Origin of the sequence: Paenibacillus sp. FSL K6-2393 (assembly GCF_038002545.1) — a bacterium.
GTDB lineage: Bacteria > Bacillota > Bacilli > Paenibacillales > Paenibacillaceae > Paenibacillus.
The window spans coordinates 37,172-58,709 of sequence record NZ_JBBOCU010000001.1; the positions used below are offsets into that span (position 1 = coordinate 37,172).

Consider the following 21,538-nt stretch of genomic DNA (forward strand, 5'->3'; position numbering starts at 1 on the left):
ATGGGCGGAGAAATGTTATTCGACCGGATTCCCCCGCAGAACCTGGAAGCCGAACAGGCCGTGCTGGGTGCAATCCTGTTGCAGGGCGAAGCCCTGATTACAGCGATGGAACGGGTGCAAACCGAGGATTTCTATGATAAGCCCCATCAATTAATCTTTGAAGCGATGATCCAACTTGGTGAGGGAAATCAACCGATTGACCTCGTGACACTGACTTCGCTTCTGAAGGATAAAGGTGAGTTGGAGGACATCGGGGGCGTTAGTTATCTGGCTAAGCTAGCCCATGGTGTACCTACAGCCGCGAACGTAGACTATTACGCTCAGATTATCGAAGAGAAATCGATGCTGCGTCGCCTGATTCGTACGGCAACACAGATCGTGAGTGAAGGATATACAGGCGGCGAAGATGTTGCAGCGATGCTTGGAGAAGCTGAACGTCGCATTTTGGAGATCTCCAACCGTCGCTCCAGTAGTGGTTTTATAGCCATTCAGGACGTACTGATGGAAGTATTCGATCGTGTGGAAACACTTCATCAGAATAAGGGGACAACGACAGGTATTCCGTCCGGGTTCATCGATCTGGACAAAATGACTGCCGGATTCCAGCGCAGTGACTTGATCATTGTAGCGGCCCGTCCTTCCGTAGGTAAGACGGCCTTTGCCCTGAATATCGCTCAGAACGTTGCCATTCGGGCACAGGAGACGGTAGCCATCTTCAGTCTGGAGATGTCAGCTGCCCAGCTGGTGCAACGTATGATCTGTGCGGAAGCCAACCTGGATGCCAGCGTGATGCGTATGGGTGACTTTAAGGGTGATGAAGACTGGCAGAAGCTGACGATGGGTATTGCAGCTTTGTCAGAAGCCAACATCTTTATAGATGATACGCCAGGGATTACCGTAGCGGATATTCGTGCCAAATGCCGTCGTCTGAAGAAAGAGAAAGGCCTTGGCATGATCCTGATCGACTATCTTCAACTGATTAGTGGACGTGGTAAAGCAGGGGAGAACCGTCAACAAGAGGTATCCGAGATTTCACGTACACTGAAACAGATTGGCCGGGAACTGGAAGTTCCGGTTATTGCCTTGTCCCAGCTGAGCCGGGGTGTAGAGCAACGTCAGGACAAACGTCCGATGATGAGTGACTTGCGGGAATCGGGTTCGATCGAGCAAGATGCCGACATCGTAGCGTTCCTGTACCGGGATGACTACTACAACCAAGAGACCGAGAAGAAAAATATTATCGAGATCATTATCGCTAAACAGCGTAACGGTCCGGTAGGTACGGTGGAACTGGTCTTCCTGAAAAACTTTAATAAATTCGTCAATTACGAGAGGGCGCACAATGACGCCTTCGCGATGTAACGGGCAGGTGCTGACGGCTTTGGTCATGAAGCAAAATCGTCTGTCCCGAAGATCAACCATTAGAGCCACTAAACTCAAACATGTCTTATAAATACCAGATATAGATTCACATTGAAATGGGTATCCTTGAACCGGTGATAGCAGTCAAGCAAGCTTGGACTGTAGTCTCCGGTTTTTTATGTTGAAATAGTGGGTAAATCCCGAACATTACAGTTGTACTATATCTAATTGTTCGCCATTTGATTTGACTTTGAAAAAGGGTACTGGTACACTAATACTGCTGCGTTAAAGCAGCGCAAACCTTCCCTTGAATGTAACGGAAGGACATTTTTACTGTCCGTTAGCACGCTTCTCAGTCGGTTTATTGCGTAACATGCCTGCCGGGATAGAGGACGGACAGACCAATACAAAGGTGCGCAAGGCACCCACGGAGGAATGTTAACTATGTCAACGGTAGTTGTAGTGGGAACGCAATGGGGAGACGAAGGAAAAGGTAAAATCACGGATTATTTGGCGGAGAGCGCTGATGTGGTGGCTCGTTATCAAGGTGGTAACAATGCGGGTCATACAATTCTGATTGATAACAAAAAATATAAACTGACGATGATTCCATCAGGGATTTTCTACACGGATAAAGCGTGTGTTATTGGTAACGGAATGGTTATCAACCCGAAGGCACTCATCGAAGAAATTAACTATATTCATGACAATGATTTCACAACCAAGAACCTGTCCATTAGTGAGCGCGCACATATCATCCTGCCATATCACATGGTATTGGATGCACTGGAAGAAGAGAGCAAAGGTCCGAACAAAATCGGTACGACTGGCAAAGGAATTGGCCCATGTTACATGGACAAATCAGCTCGTATTGGTATTCGGATGGTTGACCTGCTGGATGCTGAAGATTTCGAACTGAAACTGCGTCATTTGGTCAAAGAAAAGAACCGTGTCATCGAGCAAGTCTATGGCGGGCAGCCTGTTGATGTTGAAGAGATTCTGCAAGATTACCTCGGATATGCTGAAATTCTGCGTCCTTACGTACGTGATACATCGGTTGTTCTGAACGAATATATTGATGAGGACAAAAAAGTATTGTTTGAAGGCGCACAAGGCGTTATGTTGGACCTTGATCAAGGAACTTATCCATTTGTTACATCATCCAATCCGTCCGCAGGTGGCGTATGTATCGGTTCTGGCGTAGGCCCGGCTCGTATTCAGCAAGTCATTGGGGTAGCGAAAGCTTACACAACCCGTGTAGGAGATGGCCCATTCCCTACGGAATTGCATGATGCAATCGGTGACCAAATCCGTGAGACTGGACATGAGTACGGTACGGTAACTGGACGTCCACGTCGTGTAGGTTGGTTCGATAGTGTTGTTGTTCGCCACGCGCGCCGTGTCAGTGGAATCACAGGTCTGTCCCTGAACTCTCTGGACGTAATGACAGGTCTGGAAACCGTAAAAATCTGCACAGGATACAAATTCCGCGGCGAGGTCATCACACACTATCCGGCAAGCCTCAAAATGCTGGCAGAATGTGAAGCGGTATACGAAGAGATGCCAGGCTGGAGCGAAGATATCACTGGAGCGAAGAAACTCGAAGACCTGCCAGTGAACACACAGAATTATGTAAAACGTGTTTCTGAACTGACAGGCATTCCAATTGCCATCTTCTCCGTTGGTCGTAACCGTGAGCAAACGAATCAAGTTCTTCCAATCTACGAGTAATCGAAGAAATAGAGAGATTGTTTCTTGAATTATAAAATAGAATTGTCTGCAGACTTAGGCTTGTTAAGCCTCCAGTTGTTGCTTTTATAGCGATGACTGGAGGTTTTTTGTATGTTTATCGGATATAATCCCGAGATTTCCGTCAATACTGGTTAACAGTAGAGTCACAGACCCCGACATGCGCATGTCAGACGGGTGGGATAATCGGAGGGAGAGAACGGAATGAAGTTGCTTGTGTGGTTTGTCAAAATCGTGCTAACCGTGTTGCTGGTCAGTTCACTGACACTGCTCACGACCGGATTAATTGTACAGTCATATGCGAAGTCGCTACTCGCGAGTTTCAATATTCAGTGGGAAGGTCAACCCATGGGGTTAACTGCCATGTTCCAAGGTGCCTTGGGCGGTAAAGCCAGCGAGGGGAACAAATCGGGAAATGAGACGACAGATCAGCCGACAGGAGCGGACGAAGAGCAGGTTCCGGAAGATGCTGTTTCAGTTATGGGGAATGGAACGGAGGGCGGTCAATCTGGCGTAGATGCAGGCAAGAATGCGTCTCAAGGGAGCGGCTCAAACGAGGGCACAGAGGAAGGTTCAGGTACAGATACAACCGTAGGATCAAACTCAGGCACAAGTGCAGGCAATGGGGTGGATACGGGCACGGGTAATGACTCAGGAACAGATCAGGGTAGTGGTTCAGCTTCAGGTAATGGAACCGGAGCGGCCAGCGGCGGTGCTTCTTCAGGCAATGATGCCATTGTTGTATCACCGGATGACATTACAGGAGCGAAGGACAAGCTGCCAGCAGAGGAGAAAGAAAAAATCTTCAGCCTGCTCATGAACAAGCTGCCGCAGAAAGAAATGCAGCAGATCTCAGGCGCCATGGAAGGTGGCCTAACGGAACAGGAACTGCGTGAGATTGAACAGGTGATCTCGAAGTACCTGACCAGTGAAGAGTACGACAACCTGATGGAAGTACTGCAAACAGAATAAGATAGGCAGAGAAAGCGGGCGTGCTCCTAGACGAGTATCGCCTGATTCATAATGTAATGGACTTGTCGAGGGTGATTAAATATAATCTATTTAAATAAATACTGGAAATGCCTGTAGGAGGGAACAGTGTATGAAATATAAAGGTAAAGAGCACAACATATAAAAACGTTCAGGTAATATTGCGGAAACCTCCAGTCCAAATCGTGGACCTCCGTTCATAGGTGCTTTCAAGAGATCCGATGGACTGTGTTTATGAATACACTAATTGGAGGTTGTATTGAACATGAACTTATATCATTCTAATTCAGAACCATCAGTAAAAAAGTTTACCGAGGCGGCTAAAGAGCGATACGAGCAAGGACTGCAAGAGGCGGAGCAGCCGTTTAGTGGCTGGGATTTTAGCTATGTAACAGGGAGTGAACGACTTCAGAGCGGAATGTTGCCTTGGTCCTATGGAACGATGGCGCGCCGATAGTTGAATCAAACAGAACGATTGCTCGACATGGGGACGGGTGGAGGAGAAATGCTGTCCAGACTCTTTCCGCTTCCTCCATACACATGTGCGACCGAAGGTTATCTTCCGAATATACCGATTGCAGAGGAACGATTACAGCCGTTAGGTGTGAAGGTGCTTCCGGTGACTGATGATTCGCAACTTCCTTTTGTAGACGGGGAATTCGATCTGATTCTTAATCGGCATGAGTCGTATGATGAGCAGGAAGTTAGGCGGATTCTATCGGTAGGTGGACTGTTTCTGACTCAACAGGTAGGTTGGTCAGATTGCAGGGAGATCAATGATCGGCTCGGCATTCCTATGCCCGTGGATTACGCTGGATGGGAGCTGGATCGTGCTGTTCTTCAGCTGGAACAGTGTGGATTCCGTATTCTGGAGCAACGGGAAGCAACTCCCGCGCAGCGTTTCTATGATATAGGGGCACTGGTATATTATCTAAAGACCATCCCGTGGCAAATACCTGATTTCAAGGTAGAACAGTTCCGTGAGCCATTAATGTATATTCATACGGAGATGGAGCAAAATGGATTCTGGGAAGTACAGCAGAAGCGATTTGTAATTCTTGCAGTCAAAGAATAGATACATAAAAGTTAATTTCTATTGTGGCATGGGATGAAATCCAGTTTAAGATAAACCACAATCAGGTTGTTTACGTAATCCCTTATCAGAGTTGATCTGGTGAGGGATTTTATATGTATTTTTATGAAAAATAAAGCATATTTCACTGGGTCTTAGAACCTAGTCTTAATTTGCGAACAAAAGTACATAGTACAGCGGATGTTGAGGCATAATGGGTGATGGATCAGCCATACTATCTTATGGATAATTCAGGGAAACCAAGCGGGGCGTGGCTTTGCGGTGTGACGTGTAGAGTTGAAATGAGTGTAAAACCTGTGTTAAAGTATACGGGTGTGATAAAAGGTTAAAATTTTGACACTTTTACGAGCGCAGCTAAAGTCCTGATTTTGCGGACACCCAATACAAGTATCAACGAGCATGGGACAGACACGATGGGTGATGTCTTGACAGAAATGCGAACTGAGAAGTGCTGAAAAGGAGAGAATCATGAAAGGTTTCAGAGGCATACGCCAACCGGGCAAAGACCGGGTACACGAACAATCCGGGGAACACCGGACGGCCGAAGACAAAAACAACATGAGCATGTCCACCTTCAGTGTGAATAAGAAGCGCGTTCTGGCCTCGCGCAAATGGATCATTACAGCAGCATGTGGTGTATTCATCGCAGCATCGCTCGGGTTCGCAGGCAAACAGTATGTTACTGCAAACACCGTACCGTACTACAAAGTCATGGTTAAAGGTAGCGAGATTGGTACCATTGCAGATGAGGCACAATTACAACAACTATTTACAGACAAAACTGAGGAATATCAACATAAATATCCGGATGCAGAGATGGTGCTGAACACGGATGGCATCACAACCGAAACGGTAAGAGCGTACAAACCTGAAGTAAACAGTGACGAGACGCTGGACAAACTGGGTGACATGCTGACAGCCTACGCCAAAGGTGTGGAGCTCAAGGTAGACGGTGAAGTCATTGGTATTGTGAAGGATCAGGCAACAGCGGATGCAATCCTGGAACAAGTGCAAAGCAAATACATATCGGCATCGGCTGTGCGAAGTTCGCTTAAGACGAAGTCGGTATCGGCTAACTCCTCGAAGAAAGACGAGGGACCAAGCACAACCCTGAAGTCGGTAGGTATCAAGGAAGATGTTGCGACGGATGTGGTGAAGGCTGATCCAAACAAAATATGGGATGTGTCCGAGGCGGTTAAAGCTTTAACCGTTGGTAAAGACGCGCCTGTAACTTATGTGGTTCGTGAAGGAGATACGATCTCTTCAATCGCCGCCAAGTATGAAATTACACAAAGCGAGATTCGCCAGCATAATCCGGGCATCAAGGAAACGTCGCTTCAAATCGGAGACGAACTGACCCTGACCGTTCCGAAACCGGCGGTAACTGTTAAATCTGTTGAGCAGGTTGTAGAGCAGATTGAGATCAAACCACAAGTGGAAGTGCGCAAAAGTGCCGAGTTGAAAGCTGGTACAACTAAAGTCGTGCGCCCAGGACAAAGTGGCTTAAAAAGCATGCAGTACCGTATAACCAAAGAAAATGGTGAAGTGGTTCAGGAAGAGTGGCTTGGTCAGGAAGTGATTAAAGCAGCTGTAACTGAAGTGGTCCTTAGCGGAACAAAAGTTGTTGGTGAGGGCACAGGTGAATTTGCTTGGCCGGTATCAAATGCAACGATGAGCAGCAGCTTTGGACAACGTTGGGGTCGCCAGCACAAAGGTGTCGATCTGGTAGGTAACCGCGATGTGAAAGCGTCTGATGAGGGTGTAATTACTTTTGCAGGACAGAAAAGTGGTTATGGTAATGTCATCATTATTAACCACCGTAACGGATACGAAACATTGTATGGACATTTGAACAGCATTGGCGTTAAGGTTGGACAAGTGGTTGAAAAAGGCGAGAGTATCGGCGTTATGGGCAACACGGGTCGTTCGACTGGAACACATCTGCATTTTGAGATTATTAAGAATGGAACGGTAGAAAATCCGTTAACGTATCTGAACTAATATAGAGCTTAAGTAGAGCAAGGTTGGCTATAATGCTGGCCTTGTTTTTTGCTGCTGTAAAAAATTTTCAGATGAAAGACCTTCCAACCCTCGGATCGGGATGTGACGGTGCTTCAGGTATGTTAAACTAGAGAATATAAACAACAAGCTATATAAGTTGAACTAATTATTTTTACGATAACGGAGAGGACAGAAAAAACCTGAAAAAGCGAAGCGTTCGCCTTTATCCCCGGATTTTCCCTTGAGAAAAGGGAATCGAAAAAATCTGGGGATAACAGCGATTGGAAGGTTGTTCTGTCATCGTAGTATGAGAGTAAATATTCTTTAGTTCAACTTATATTAGAGAAACCAATCAAGCAGGCTTGGTACAAGCTAAACATAGAAGAGAGATATAAACGCTAACGCGGATTAAGCAGGATATAGGGGTGAACTTAGCCGATGCAGGGGAAGATTTTGGTGGTGGACGATGAACAGCCCATCGCGGACATTCTGAAGTTTAATTTGGAAAAAGAGGGGTACGAGGTCATCTGCGCATTTGATGGCATTCGTGCGGTTGAACTGGCGTTATCCGAGAAACCGGATCTGATGCTGCTGGATCTGATGCTTCCGGGCAAGGACGGTATGGATGTCTGTCGTGAGGTGCGCGCTCATCTGGAGATGCCGATCATCATGCTTACCGCCAAAGATGGCGAGATCGACAAGGTGCTTGGACTGGAATTGGGTGCGGATGATTACGTGACAAAGCCGTTCAGTACGCGTGAGTTGCTTGCACGGGTGAAGGCACAGATGCGCAGACGGCAAAAGCTTGCGATAACGGCCGAAGCGCCGGAAGATGAGGAAAAGCAGGTCATGCGGCTATTTGATCTGGCGTTTGATATGGACATGTACACGGCTTACAAAGGCGGGGAACCGCTCGATCTGACCCACCGTGAGTATGAACTTCTCTATTATATGGCGAAGCATTCCGGCAAGGTTATGACACGGGAACATCTGCTGCAAGCGGTGTGGGGATATGAATATTTTGGTGATGTACGTACCGTGGATGTAACGATTCGTCGTCTGCGTGAGAAGATTGAGGAGAATCCGAGCAAACCGGAAACGATTCTGACTCGCCGCGGGCTCGGTTATCTCGTGCGCAGTGCCAAAAGCGTGGGGATATAATGGGACGATTCGCGCGATTCTCGTTCTTCCGAACGATTCAGGCGAAATTGATCATTATCTATGTACTGCTGATTCTGATTGCGATGCAATTGATCGGGGTTTATTTTGTGAGCGCGATGAAGAACTCACTAACGAGCAACTTTACGGAAGACTTGCAGGCGCGTGCGGAAATGCTGTCGGTTCTCGTGGGGGAGACGATGGCGGGTGGAGAAGCAGAGGCCGGCGAGGACAAAACGGAAAATCTGCGTGTGCTGGTGAACAACCTGTTCAACATTAACGGTGCCGAGATTCAGGTGTTGGATGCCAGCGGCAAGGTACTTACGACCTCGCTAAGTTCACATTCGGATTATGTGGGGCGCAAAAACACCCAAACCGTTGTCAGCCGTGCGCTGCAAGGCATTCGGGATAATGAGGAATACATCGTGGACGAGGATAATGTTCGCAAAAAGGTCGTCGCCAAGCCGGTGCTATCCGGCGGCAAGATCATTGGCGCGGTTTACATCGCGGCGTCCATGAACGAGCTGTATTCCACGATGGAGGGAATCAACAAAATCTTTATCTCCGGCATTCTGATTGCCTTGGTGTTAACGGCGGTGCTTGGCGTGATCCTGTCCCATACGATTACGCAGCCGATTAAGGAAGTGACTCGGAGAGCGACAGCGGTCGCAGAAGGTAACTTTGATCAGCAGACACCTGTATTTGGCACGGATGAGATTGGTCAGCTCAGTCGGGCTTTTAACTATATGACCAGCAGGCTTCGGGATGCACTTTCACTGAATGAAGAGGAGAAGGAGAAGTTGACCTCCATTCTGACGAATATGAGTGATGGTGTGGTGGCTACGGATGAGTATGGTAAAGTCATTCTCGTAAACCGTCGTGCCAGCAGCATTCTGGGTATGCATCCTGCGGATATTGAAGGAAGACACTTTGCCATATTACTCGGCATTGATCCGGAAGATGCGGAAGCTCTCGCGAGTGGTTTCACAGGTTCAACTTTGCTGCAGATTGCACCCGCAGGACAAGAAGAGCCTGTGGTCATTCGGATGACGTTCACACCTGTTCATCGGCGTGAACGGGGAATCACGGGAACGATTGCCGTACTTCAGGATGTTACCGAGCAGGAAGAGCTTGAGGCATCCCGGCGTGAATTCGTGGCCAATGTATCCCATGAACTGCGCACACCACTGACCACGATCAAGAGTTACGCGGAAGCACTGGATGACGGTGCATTGGAAGATCCACAGCTTGCCGGTCGTTTCGTAGGTGTTATTCAGAACGAGACGGAGCGAATGATACGACTGGTTACGGATCTGCTGCATTTATCGCGGCTTGATTCCAAAGAGGCTTTGCTACGTAAACAGCCAACAGACATCCTGGAAATGCTGGAGGAAGTGACGGATCGATTCTCGTTCCAGATGCATCAGAAGGATATTCAGCCTGTGCTGTCTGTAGAGAATGATATTCCGGCTGTTCCGCTGGATCGCGATCAGATTGATCAGGTGCTGGATAATGTCGTGTCTAATGCGCTGAAATATACATTGGAAGGCGGCACCATTACGATTGCAGCTAGACGCAGTGATGAACATGCACTTGCCATCTCGGTATCGGATACCGGAATGGGTATCCCACAGCGCGATCTGGATCGCATTTTTGAGCGATTTTATCGGGTGGACAAGGCTCGTTCCCGCAGTATGGGAGGCACAGGATTAGGACTGTCCATTGCCCGGGAAATTGTGAAGGCGCATGATGGCAGCATCTCTTTGGATTCTGAGGTAGACGTGGGAACGACAGTAACGTTCACACTGCCGATGCGTGAGAAAGGGGGTGAGCACCGTGAAGGAACGGATTAAATCCTTGGTGCTTGCTGCCCTTGTTGTAGCCAGTCTGGTTCAGAGTTATTTCCTGATCTACCGTTTGCCCGGAGGCGGGGATTCCATCGTGACGTCAGAGACGAATTATGTGAAGACGGAAAATATGGGTCAGGAACGCAATATTGAAGAATTGATCTTCCCCGATCAGATGATTATTCATCTGGGTGAGGATAAACATACGGTGTTTTACCCTGGCAATACGTTCTATCAGTTGATCTATTCACGGTTACAGGGGCGTGCTTTCGATGATTTTCAGCGCCGCAGTGTGCAATCGGTGAACTGGGATCAGATTCGCAAGGAGAACCCTGGGTTTGAGTTATCGTTCAAAGAAGGCATTCCCGTAGCATTGTTACAGCGGGTGATGAGGCTTGGGACGGATTCCTTGTTCCAAGGGGAGACCATTAACCGAATCTCGATCTATACGTCCAAAAATGAAACAAAGGCCCATGCGCTGTTCTTTAGCGCCAAGGGAGACGTGGTATACGAGGCAACGCAGGCAGACCTGACAGTACAAGACGTGCAACAGCATGTTGACTTCGGTACGAACTGGACGCCATATACGTTGATGGATGGCGGGTATTATATCCCGGCGGAATCTCTGGAGACGATTGAGGCGGATGTGCCAACAGGTCAGTTCACTGTTGAGCAGATGCAGCGTAGTCTGTTCTTTGATCCAAGCATGACCCGGAACATCCGGGAAAAAGATGGATCGGAGATCTACACGGATAGTAAACGTAGTCTGCAGGTGAAACAGGAACAACGCTGGATCAGCTACACCGACCCGGCCGCACCGCCTGCGGGGCAGATTGATCCCGCGAAGGATGCACTGTCTGCGGTTGATTTTGTGAATCAGCATGGCGGCTGGAAAGGCCGGTCACGCATGATGCTGGGGACCGCCGACAGCAAGACACGGCTTGAATTCCAGCAGTATTACGGCAGCTACCCGATTATGGATTCCATGCAGTTCCGCTTTGGCACAATCAGCATGGAGATGCAGCAGGAGACGGTATCCAGCTATGAACGATCGCTGGAATACCTGAACGAAGGTGCAGAGACGAAGAAATCGGTCAAACTACCTGGTGGAGACAAGCTGAAGGCTCTTATTAAAAAGGTGGCAGGTGAGAATCGCCAGGTCGTGGACGTGTACCCGGCTTATCGTCCTTCTTCGATTGAGGACGGACTAAAGCTGATTCCGGTATGGGTAATCCGCTTTGGAAACGGGGAGGAAACCACCGTTTCTTGATGGGTTGTAGGGTAACGGAGTCATTCGATATCCGAGCGAGGTGTAAGATCACACGATAACGGAGAGGGCAGAAAAAAGCTGTAGAAGCGAAGCCAAAAGCTTTCTGAAAGAAAGCTGCATCGAAAGCATACGCTTCGCCTTTATCGCCGGATTTCTCCCTTAGGAAAAGGGAATCAAGAAATCTGGGGATAACAGCGATCGGAAGGTTGTTCTGACCGCGGAGTGGGCCAGTGTGATATTAGTTGCTTTATCAAATGGACGGAGGTGAATGTTTTGGATTGGGGACGGGCGAAAAATGTGTTGATCTATGCCTTTCTGCTGCTCAATCTGGTGCTGGGATACCAGATCTGGATGGATGCGCGAGAGACGGCCGGAGCCAATCTGGACTTCACCTCACTGGCAGATAATACACAGCAGGCGATGGAAGAAAAGGGCATTCAGGTGCTGGCTCCAATTCCGAATGAAACGCCGAAGCTGCCGAAGTTGTCCTATGAGTTCATTGAAGAGGACAAGGCGGGCGTGGATATGGAGCTGGAACAGCCTGTAGATAGCAAGTTGATCTTCTCGCAGAGTGAACTGGAAGATGCATTAGAGCGTGAGATTCCACAGATCGGGACGTATCGGCTGGATCAGCTGATGGCCGAGGATGGGGCTTTTGTGCTTCACCCACTGGTGGATGGCAAATGGCCGCTCTTCAATGTGAGTCTGGAGCTATTCTACAGCGACCAGAAAATAACGGGTTACCGTCAAACTCCAGTGCGGATTACAACCGCAGAGGAGAGCGATCAGCAGGTGCTTCCGGCGTCGAAGGCGCTGGGAACACTGATCGAGAACTTTTTGCCAAATGATGCAATTGTCAAAGATATTCAGCTGGGCTATTACGGCCAGTTGTTCAATTCAGATATACAGGTAGCGATGCCGGCATGGCGGTTCGTGCTGGAAAGTGGCGAAGTGTTGTACGTGCAGGGCATCAGTGGGGATGTATTCAGTCCCAAGACAGACAAACCAGGGGAGTAATGCGTTATGGGGATATATTTTACCGTGTTATCCAGCGGTTCGACAGGTAATGCCACAGTCATACAGCATGGGGGTACCTCACTCATGATTGACGCGGGTCTTAGTGCGAAGCGATTGGATGCACTGTTTCAGGAAAGGGAGATTTCTGGGGCAGAATTGGACGGGATTCTGGTTACACATGAACATTCCGACCACATTAAAGGACTAGGCGCGATGTCTCGGAAATATAATTTACCAATCTACGCGAATCTGAATACGTGGGCGGCACTGGAGAAGTCGGTTGGGGCAATTCCAGAGGAAAACCGGAGGGTATTTGAGACGGGTGAAAAGCATGATTTTGGGTCACTGCGCGTGGAATCCTTCGGGATCTCGCATGATGCGGCTGAGCCGGTAGGTTATACGTTCGATGATGGTACGGAGAAGCTGTCTGTTGCAACGGATCTCGGGTACATGAGCGACAAGGTTCGCGATGCGATCGCAGATTCTGACGTACTGGTGCTGGAGGCGAATCATGATGTCGAATTGCTGCGTATGGGGCGTTATCCGTGGAACACCAAGCGCCGGATTTTGAGTGACATTGGGCATTTGTCGAACGAAGCAGCAGGGGCAGCGCTTAGTGAACTGATGAACGGACGCATCAAGCGCACGTATCTGGCACATCTTAGCCGAGATCATAATATGATGGACTTGGCGAAAATGTCGGTGCGCGACGCGATGGAGAGCCGTGGATGTTTTTATCGGGATCATGAGTTCAAACTCTGTGATACCTATTATGACCGTCCTACGCCATGGGATAGGGTGGGTGAGCCATAAAGCTGTCGAGTTCGGCGGCTTTGCGCTCGACTTCCTCGCGGGTCAGAATTCCTTTATCAATAAGCAGTTCGATGATGGTACTGAGTGCAAGTGTGTTGCGATAGTGTTCTTCTTTGAGATCGGCCAGCTTGGCCGCCATATGAACTTCATCCATGGCTGTGAGTGTACGTGTGCGATCCATATATATCCTCCTCTATGAAGCTTCGAATTGTCTTTTACTATTATTGTAGTCAGGCTTGATGGAAAACATTCCTCTTTTTGCCGCTAACATTTGTGTGATGAGACGTGTATGCTGAACCTGTGACTATGCAGGGGTGAAAAAGTTCTTCAAATTTGCCAAAATGGCGCTTAGCGGACCGGATTTTGTGGTGATAGATACTATGGACCTTTATTGTTAAGCGCGTTATAGCGGAAATGTGCGTTAATTTTCGTAAATATGCAACTTTTTGGGATTTGGCGTGTTTAGTATATAAGGAGCATTGTGATTTTGGCTGTTTTGCGTGTGAAATGGCATGTCATAGAATGCGAGAGCATGATTGATAGAGTCACTGACAGAATGGCGTGTCCGTTCTGTTGTACATAGACGCTGTATCTTGATTTGATGCCGGGATGCGGCGATATGAAAGACCATTTTATAAAAATGCAAAAAAGCATGGGAAACCGAGAGGTTATTTACGGTACGCACGTAACGAAAGACACAGAACGAGGCTGGAGAAGCGAAGCGTTCGCCGAAAAGCTTTCTGAAGGAAAGCTACTTCGAGAGCATACGCGATGAACAAATTTCACCCTGAAAGTGGGATGGGAATTTGTGAGTAACAGCGATCGAAAGCTCGGCTGTGGCTGGAGTGGGGTAACGTAAGAACACCATCGTTGAACCATGCGACAACTTAGGCGGCAGTCAGGGTCTTGATGCGTGACAACGAAGGGGAGAGGATCACGATGGGATTGTTTGGAGACGATTTTTATTCAACCAAAGTATCAAGACGCGCCGAACCTGAACAGAAAGGCAAACTTCAGATCATCCGCCCTGGAGGCAGAGCACGTGGACGTGACCGCTGGAGCAATCCGCGCAGATCGCGTACGGGAATCAGTTCCACAGTGAAGGTAGCTGTGATTAGCTCGGTGATCAGCTCCATCGTGACCGTCCTGCTGTTTAGCTTCATCACACAGCCCGCTTCGTTACCGCTGGCTAATGCTACGGGGAATGGTGGTGGAGGCGGTGCACAGACAGCGCAGGCAGCTGATCCATACGATCGGATTATCCAGGCGGCAGCCCATGTTCGTCCTTCCGTGGTGAGCATTGTGAACCATAAAACGGGTAGCAGTCTGTCGATGGAAGATTCGGCGCTGGGCTCAGGGGTCATTTTCAAAAAGGAAGATGGCAAGGCCTACATCATGACCAACCACCACGTCGTGGAGGGTGCGAGTGATCTGGAGATTGTGACCGTAGATGGGGAGACACACAAAGCGAAGCTGGTCGGTAAAGACCGTGTAAGTGACATTGCTGTACTATCCGCAGAAGATAAAGGGCTGGGTGCAGTCGCGGAAATTGGCGATTCCAGCAAACTTCAGCGCGGTCAAACGGTGTTGGCAATCGGAAACCCACTCGGTCTGGGCGGTACGCTGACATCCGGTATTGTCAGTTACACGGATCGTATTCTACCGGTATCGATTAATCAGGATGGAGTATACGACTGGGAGCAAAACGTAATTCAGACGGATGCGGCGATTAATGAAGGCAATAGCGGTGGTGCATTGGTCGATCTGAACGGCAAAGTGGTCGGCATCAACACGATGAAGATCTCGGATACGGGTGTTGAAGGTCTCGGCTTCGCGATTCCGATGAACGAAGTGATGAAAACGGTAGATTCCCTGCTACTGAACGGCAAAGTATCTCGTCCATACCTGGGCGTGTACACGGTCGATCTGAGCAACCCATATGCACCACTGGATGACGAGCAGCGTAAGGATCTGAAGCTGCCATCTCATGTGGACAGCGGTGTGGTTGTGCTGGAAGCATCTGGTCCAGCATCCGAAGCCGGCATGAAGCTGAATGATGTCATTACGGAATTTGACGGGCAAAAAATTACCTCTACGCTGGATCTACGGAAATATCTGTACGATGAGAAGAAGATTGGGGATACGATTGAAGTGACCTTCTACCGGGATGGCAAAGTGGAGAAAGTATCGGTGAAGCTGACGGATAAACCGGAGTAAGGGAAGTTTCGAACGGAGCTTATGCTGTTGTTTGGATTGTAATAGGGCAATGCTAGAAGAGTGATCAGATCAACTGACCACTCTTTTTTAGTTGTTGGATGATGAGCATTACGCAATGCTTGATTGTAAGGGATGGGTTAGGTTGTAATTAAAGAAGAAAAGGAGTACTTAACTGGTACTTACCACTGGCCGACTATGGGTAAATGTGCTCGTTCGACAGTAAATGAGTAGATCAACCATTTTTATATTCTCATGATCAGTTAGACCCGGAGCCAAAGGAGCAGATACATAAGACTAGGGCTGTGGTAAACTGTTGTCAATATGTTGGAGACGGTCGCTGATGCAATAACATCTGTTTGTCGATCATATTTTTATTTCAGAATGGAAGGGGTATTTTTGATGAAACATTTGAAGAAAAAGATGCTTGGGGGAACGAGCTTGGCGCTGTCACTGTTTATGCTGTCGGCCTGTGGATCTGAGGTAGCTACGACAGGAGCATCCGTAGATACAAGTGCTTTGCAGGAGAAGATTGCTGGCCTAGAGAAGAAACTGGTGGAGCAAGGAGCCAAGAGCGTTGAGCAGGAGCAAAAAATCGCAGCACTTGAGACCAAGTTGAATGAGCTGAGTACAAATGTGATTGCTGCAGGTGGAGCTGGTGGTCAAACGCCTGTAACATCGGGAAATAACGGATCGGCCGGGAAAGGCGATGGGGTCCTGATTACGTTTGCCCAGTATGAGAAGCTTGAGGTTGGCATGTCGGTGGAAGATGTCATCGAGATCCTTGGCGGTGAAGGTGAAGCGCTGAGTGAAGCGGAGAATATGGTGGTTTACAACTATAAAGGCACAGCCGGCAATGGTGCCAATGCGGTTATTGCTTTTCAAGGCGGGAAGCTGTTGACGAAGGCGCAGTCGGGATTGAATTAAAACGAGTGTGGATTAGAGACAATTCATGGAATGGAACAGGGCAATAAGTAACTCTGTATTCGTAATTTAGGCGCAGGAGCAAGATTCATTCGCTATGTGAAGTGATTGTTAATGTTACAGGAGCATTCTTTTCGTAGTACCGTAAAGGTATCGGGAAGGATGCTTTTTGTGTTCTTTTACGGCGAATGGAGAGGTTTGGTGGAGGTTGGGCACGATAAATTAGGGCTGGGGGTTTCTTTTCGGCGGCAGGTGTGATAGAACTGAGAAGTGGCTATCCTGTAATGGGATAAGCGGTTGTGAATCGGGAACATAGCTGGTTACAGAAAGGATGCTTAACGGATGTACGTTGTATGCAAAGAACACGTGGACATTGCCATCGACATGTTTGTCGATGAGTATGAGGACGCTCCAGATATCGTTGATCTGAAGGAGACGGAATTTGCCGATTGGGACCCGCCTGCGAAGTGCGCTGAGTGCGAACAGCACGCGGAATTCCTCGTCGTTTAGCGTACTGTAGGACTTAGACGGCTGGAGGCGTGACTTAATGTGGCGCTTCGGGCTGACTTTCCATCCGGTATGAACATCACAGCAAGAAGCCAAGGAGAGCGTGATGAGCGCTCTTTTTGTCTTTGTATGGGGAATTGGTGGTGGTTGTTAGGCAGCGTAGAGTTAGGCGATGGTTGAAGGGGCGGACGGTGGAGTAGGACAGTAGGAGAAGATTAAGCTAGGTAGGCGCCGAGCCGAGTTCTGAGTTGGGGTGAGCCAGGTTGTAACAACCGTGCAGGGGTGTAGGTAATAGAAATGAAAGCCGCCAGGGCATGGGGGAAAGTGACGTTGGTGGCAGTGATGTGGGTAGGGATGGAGGCTTGGTTTGGCCGAGTAGCTCTAACGAAACTGAGGAATCTTATTCGTGGCAAATACCGCCTGGTTGAAATCTAACGAATCGTAGACACGCTATATTACTGAAAAGACCTCGTAAGAGGTGGGGAACGCTTGTTTTAACTGGGATAGCGTGTTTCAGATTCGTTAGATTTTAAAGTAGCCGCAATGGGGCTGAATAAGGTGTGTGGAGTTCGTTAGAATTTGGAGAAATGTGTAGTGCAGGTGTACTACGGTTGGAACGAACGATGCGCTGAAGCATCTTACTTATAGAATATCTCGCAAGACAATTTAGGAGGAATGGATTTTCATGTTTATTCAGATTATTGGCGTAGGCAAATTGAAGGAAAAATATCTCACGCTGGGCATTCAGGAATATGCCAAGCGGCTCGCCCCGTACATCAAGTTTCAGATGATCGAGGTCGCAGACGAAAAGGCGCCCGATACCCTGAGCGAAGCTGAGGTTCGGGCGGTAAAAGAGCGCGAGGGCGAACGCATCCTCGCACATGTGAAGAGCGAGGCGCATGTTGTCGCGCTCGCATTGGATGGCCAGCTCTGGAGTTCCGAGGAGCTGGCATTGGAGATCGACAAGCTCGGCACGTATGGGACGAGCCATGTCGTGTTTGTCATCGGAGGAAGCCACGGGCTCTCCGATGAGGTGTTGCGCCGTGCGAAGCAGCGCTTGAGCTTCGGGCGCATGACCCTGCCGCATCAGTTAATGCGGCTGGTATTGGTGGAGCAGATTTATCGCGCGGTGAAGATAAATCGGGGGGAACCGTATCATAAGTAAAGCACATTGGGAGGCGATAGCGAGAAATGCTGTCCGCTTCGTGCTAGCAGGGAATCCCCTCGGACTTGCAGAAGGGTAGACTTGAGATATCCATGCTAATTTAACTTTAATGCTTAAGCTTTCTGGATGCGCCTGTGGTATCATGAACATGCCTATCATCCTGTTACATCTGAGGGGGAAGAAGTTGCTTGTGAACATGGACAATTACTATAAATATGAGGATATATCTGTATTAGATGATGCCAATTCAGCGCTAGATAGTGAGGCAGCTCGGTTGGCAAGTTTGATTTACAAGCATACTTCGCAGGATGGGACCTATGCTTCACCGATCCATGGTCTGTATGTGAATCGATATTCGCAAGTAGAAGCGGCGGATGATGTTCACACTATGTTCTCACCGGTAATCTGCATTGCAGCGCAAGGAAATAAGCGAATTACCGTAGGCAAGGATGCTTATGAGTATAGTGCTTCGCGAATGTATATTGCCCCCGTTGCCTTGCCTGTTGCGATGAAAATCATGCAGGCCAGCCCCCAAATACCGTTCTTGGGGATAGGTCTATACCTCGATCCGCAAAGGATTGCTTCGTTGCTGCCGATGGTATTTCCTAATGGTTTACCGGAGGTTCGCAATCGCAGTGCGTGCTACGTCATAGAAGCAGACTTGGCCATGATGAACGCCGCTGCAAGATTGATGGCTTGCCTGTCCTCTCCCGATGATGCTCAAATGCTGGCTCCATTGGTGAAAGACGAGATTTATATCCGCATCCTCCGTAGCCCAATCGGTGTTTATGTTGCCGAGACTGTTCTGGCGGAATCGGGCATGCAGCAGGTTGCAAAAGCGATTGATTGGCTCCAAAATAACTTTTCTCAGCCGTTGAAAGTAGCGGATTTGGCGGAGCTGGTCCATATGAGCGAATCGTCGTTTCGCGAGTATTTCAGATCGGCTACTGCGATGAGCCCTCTGCAATATCAAAAGGTGCTGCGCCTGCAAGAGGCGAGGCGTCTAATGTTATCCAGCTCCATTGACGCAACTACGGCGAGCCGGCGTGTAGGCTATTTGAGCGATTCCCAATTTAGCCGCGATTACAGCCGATTTTTTGGGTGTCCTCCAACTAGAGATATCACAAGGTGGCGTCAGGACCAGCAAAAGTTGAAGTGAAACGCACATGTAAACGGCTTATCAAATTTCCGCGGGCATAGAGCCTAGCGGATTTTTCCTTTTTAAGCGGCGGAATCTGTTGAATCAGGCAAAAACTCCGACGGAAAAGGCAAAGACCGCAGTAGTCAATCCCCTATACTAAGAGTAAACATCCTATCGATAGGAAAGGGGATTTCTGAAAATGCGTGTATTGGTTACAGGGGCGACAGGCTTCATCGGAGGGGCGGTCGTTCGCGAACTGCTGGATGCCGGTCATCAAGTGGTTGGTCTTGCCCGTTCTGAAAAAGCCAGCAAACGGCTTACGGCACTGGGTGCCCAGATTCAAGTCGGTTCGATTGAGGATTTAGCAGGCTTGCGCAAAGTGGCTGCTGCAGTAGACGGGGTCATTCATTTGGCCTTCTTCCACAAGTTCTCGCATGCGGGCCTTCCAACTCGGCTTAGGGTTTTATTCGGCGGGACTCCTCGTCATGTAGTGATGCGATTTATGAAGGCTGCAATTGAGACCGATAGGCGAGCCATCGAGACACTTGGCACCTCCTTACCCGCCGGTGACCGGGCGCTTGTCGTCGCGATGCCTACGATGACGCTTACTCCCGGTCGTCTCGGAACGGAGGCCAGCGCTGGGGATCCTCAATCGCAAGGTGGATTACGCATCATTTCAGAACATACCACCCTAGACTTGGCGAATCGTGGGATACGTTCCTCGATTGTACGCCTCCCACCGATCGTACACGGTGAAGGCGATAAGACGGGCTTGTTCCCAAATCTGGTGAACATCGCTCGCAAGAAGGGGTTCTCCGCCTATACAGGCTCCGGTAACAACCGTTGGCCATCCGTGCATCTACTGGATGCGGCGCGCCTTTTTAGACTCGCCTTAGAACAAGCTCCGGCAGGGTCCCGGTTTCATGCAGTGAGCGAAGAGGGCATTCCATTTCAAGAGATCGCCACGGCTTTGGGCCTCCATTTGAACTTGCCGGTCCAAGGTATTGGGGTTGAAGAAGCAGGTAAACATTTCGGATGGCTTGCACCCTTCACGAAAACGGATAATCCGGCGTCCAGTGCGTTGACGCAGGAGCGTTTAGGATGGAAACCAGTACATCCTACCCTTTTAGATGATATTCGGAAGGGGTATTATTTCTAACTGTAAAGCTGGGAGGAAGCGAAGATCCGTTTGCACCAAAAGTACGGCAGGAAACTTGACCACGACAAGCGTTGAATTTGTATGTCCCTTTCTGGCCGATGCCTTAATCGAGAAGATCGGTATTGACTCTATAGCCACTATAGGGTTTAAAGGGACAACAGCTTCACGGTGCATCAACGGAGGAGGATAATTCTAATGGGAAATAAGATGATTCGGGCACTCGTTTTCATTCTTGCATTTTCGATTGCCGGATACGCAATTGTTCAGTATGGCGTGCTTAAAGCTAGTGATGCAGGACTTGTCTCTTTTAAATTGCAAAAGCCGAATTTTGAACTCAAACCATGGATATATGTACTATACATCCATATTGTTACCGCGATATTTGCCTTGATCATAGGACCCTTTCAACTATTTATGAAGCCAACGAATGATAGGAAACGTTGGCATCGCCTATTGGGGTATGGATATGTTCTTTCGATTACAGTTAGTGGGATCGTGAGTGTTTATTTATCCCTTTTTGCCACGGGAGGTTGGATTGCCGGGCTTGGGTTCATGTCGCTCGATGTATTGTGGGTTGCGACGACGCTTATTGCAACGAGAAAAATTATGGCGAAAGACATCCAAGCTCATAAAGCATGGATGCTTCGCAGTTATGCGCTTACTTTTGCAGCGGTCACGCTTCGAATCTGGTTAGCGCCGCTGAATCTTCTGCTTGGCGATTTCGAGGCGGCGTTTCGGGTTGTCGCTTGGGTTTGTTGGATTCCTAATCTGCTCGTCATAGAAGCCGTGATTTCCAGAATGAGGTTGCGGCCGCGGCAATGATTCACAACTGCCAGCTACAGAAGGAACGCTAAATGCGCTCCTTCTGTACAATGAGAATTAATCGAATCAGTTCATGAGCTGGACAATCTTTTCAAGCTCCAACTTTCCATCCAAATAGCGGGAAACAAATCATGGCCGTTTCTGTGCAGCACCGATCAGCATCGGAATGGCAATCACAATTCCCAGGATCACCGTAACAATAGAGCCCTCCAGGTCAAAATCTCCCCCCGTAAGCCATGCTGCGCTGTCAGCCTTCACCGTAAACAACCCGGCCGCAGGGAGTCCGGACACAGGAATGCCAAGCAC

The 21,538-nt window shown here is 48.8% G+C and carries 19 protein-coding genes and 1 pseudogene; 18 read left to right on the forward strand and 2 right to left on the reverse strand.

Going from position 1 to position 21,538, the window contains the following annotated elements; translation table 11 throughout:
• The 10 genes and pseudogenes from dnaB to MHI14_RS00240 all read left to right on the forward strand — a co-directional run bounded on the left by dnaB (position 1) and on the right by MHI14_RS00240 (position 13,300).
• Entirely contained in the window at positions 1-1,362 is a 1,362-nt protein-coding gene (gene dnaB, locus MHI14_RS00195) for a replicative DNA helicase (protein ID WP_036611922.1), read from the forward strand.
• A 444-nt stretch (positions 1,363-1,806) separates the two neighbouring features.
• Positions 1,807-3,093 (forward strand): adenylosuccinate synthase, encoded by a 1,287-nt coding sequence (locus MHI14_RS00200; RefSeq protein ID WP_036671866.1) that lies wholly within the window; start codon positions 1,807-1,809, stop codon positions 3,091-3,093.
• Positions 3,094-3,315: 222 nt separating this feature from the next.
• Positions 3,316-4,083, forward strand: coding sequence for a hypothetical protein (locus MHI14_RS00205; RefSeq protein ID WP_341129659.1), 768 nt, complete (start codon positions 3,316-3,318; stop codon positions 4,081-4,083).
• Between the two features lie 283 nt (positions 4,084-4,366).
• Positions 4,367-5,176: pseudogene (locus tag MHI14_RS00210) on the forward strand (class I SAM-dependent methyltransferase).
• 486 nt (positions 5,177-5,662) lie between these two features.
• Positions 5,663-7,195 (forward strand): peptidoglycan DD-metalloendopeptidase family protein, encoded by a 1,533-nt coding sequence (locus MHI14_RS00215; RefSeq protein WP_091035266.1) that lies wholly within the window; start codon positions 5,663-5,665, stop codon positions 7,193-7,195.
• A 438-nt stretch (positions 7,196-7,633) separates the two neighbouring features.
• On the forward strand, positions 7,634-8,356 hold the full coding sequence (gene yycF, locus MHI14_RS00220) for a response regulator YycF (RefSeq protein ID WP_074092884.1): 723 nt from the start codon (positions 7,634-7,636) through the stop codon (positions 8,354-8,356).
• Positions 8,356-10,206: a cell wall metabolism sensor histidine kinase WalK gene (gene walK / locus MHI14_RS00225; protein WP_133386401.1), complete on the forward strand. Its 1,851-nt coding sequence runs from the start codon at positions 8,356-8,358 to the stop codon at positions 10,204-10,206. The genes yycF and walK overlap by 1 nt, the downstream gene beginning before the upstream one ends.
• Positions 10,190-11,470: a YycH family regulatory protein gene (locus MHI14_RS00230; RefSeq protein WP_133386400.1), complete on the forward strand. Its 1,281-nt coding sequence runs from the start codon at positions 10,190-10,192 to the stop codon at positions 11,468-11,470. The genes walK and MHI14_RS00230 overlap by 17 nt, the downstream gene beginning before the upstream one ends.
• Positions 11,471-11,743: 273 nt before the next feature.
• The gene (yycI, locus tag MHI14_RS00235; protein ID WP_036612041.1) at positions 11,744-12,487 is read left to right on the forward strand and encodes a two-component system regulatory protein YycI; all 744 of its coding nucleotides are present in this window, start codon (positions 11,744-11,746) and stop codon (positions 12,485-12,487) included.
• Between the two features lie 6 nt (positions 12,488-12,493).
• A complete protein-coding gene (locus MHI14_RS00240; protein ID WP_091035273.1) occupies positions 12,494-13,300 on the forward strand; it encodes an MBL fold metallo-hydrolase in 807 nt (268 codons plus the stop codon).
• Here the strand turns inward: MHI14_RS00240 and MHI14_RS00245 are convergent.
• Positions 13,269-13,481, reverse strand: coding sequence for a hypothetical protein (locus MHI14_RS00245; protein ID WP_036611899.1), 213 nt, complete (start codon positions 13,479-13,481; stop codon positions 13,269-13,271). The genes MHI14_RS00240 and MHI14_RS00245 overlap by 32 nt on opposite strands.
• A gap of 758 nt (positions 13,482-14,239) precedes the next feature.
• On the opposite strand from MHI14_RS00245, the gene MHI14_RS00250 reads away from it, so the two are divergent.
• The 8 genes from MHI14_RS00250 to MHI14_RS00285 all read left to right on the forward strand — a co-directional run bounded on the left by MHI14_RS00250 (position 14,240) and on the right by MHI14_RS00285 (position 21,232).
• Positions 14,240-15,517, forward strand: coding sequence for a S1C family serine protease (locus MHI14_RS00250; RefSeq protein WP_133386399.1), 1,278 nt, complete (start codon positions 14,240-14,242; stop codon positions 15,515-15,517).
• A 399-nt stretch (positions 15,518-15,916) separates the two neighbouring features.
• A complete protein-coding gene (locus tag MHI14_RS00255) occupies positions 15,917-16,441 on the forward strand; it encodes a hypothetical protein (RefSeq protein WP_240768221.1) in 525 nt (174 codons plus the stop codon).
• A gap of 339 nt (positions 16,442-16,780) precedes the next feature.
• Positions 16,781-16,948: a CxxH/CxxC protein gene (locus tag MHI14_RS00260; protein ID WP_017691462.1), complete on the forward strand. Its 168-nt coding sequence runs from the start codon at positions 16,781-16,783 to the stop codon at positions 16,946-16,948.
• Between the two features lie 294 nt (positions 16,949-17,242).
• Positions 17,243-17,380: a hypothetical protein gene (locus MHI14_RS00265; RefSeq protein WP_165980331.1), complete on the forward strand. Its 138-nt coding sequence runs from the start codon at positions 17,243-17,245 to the stop codon at positions 17,378-17,380.
• A gap of 250 nt (positions 17,381-17,630) precedes the next feature.
• Complete coding sequence (rlmH, locus tag MHI14_RS00270; protein WP_017691463.1) at positions 17,631-18,110, forward strand: 23S rRNA (pseudouridine(1915)-N(3))-methyltransferase RlmH; 480 nt, start codon at positions 17,631-17,633, stop codon at positions 18,108-18,110.
• Between the two features lie 109 nt (positions 18,111-18,219).
• The gene (locus tag MHI14_RS00275; RefSeq protein WP_341129660.1) at positions 18,220-19,269 is read left to right on the forward strand and encodes an AraC family transcriptional regulator; all 1,050 of its coding nucleotides are present in this window, start codon (positions 18,220-18,222) and stop codon (positions 19,267-19,269) included.
• A gap of 181 nt (positions 19,270-19,450) precedes the next feature.
• A complete protein-coding gene (locus tag MHI14_RS00280) occupies positions 19,451-20,410 on the forward strand; it encodes an SDR family oxidoreductase (RefSeq protein WP_091035278.1) in 960 nt (319 codons plus the stop codon).
• 195 nt (positions 20,411-20,605) lie between these two features.
• Complete coding sequence (locus MHI14_RS00285; protein WP_133386398.1) at positions 20,606-21,232, forward strand: DUF2306 domain-containing protein; 627 nt, start codon at positions 20,606-20,608, stop codon at positions 21,230-21,232.
• A 129-nt stretch (positions 21,233-21,361) separates the two neighbouring features.
• On the opposite strand, the gene MHI14_RS00290 is transcribed toward MHI14_RS00285, so the two are convergent.
• Positions 21,362-21,538: a hypothetical protein gene (locus tag MHI14_RS00290; RefSeq protein ID WP_240768217.1), complete on the reverse strand. Its 177-nt coding sequence runs from the start codon at positions 21,536-21,538 to the stop codon at positions 21,362-21,364.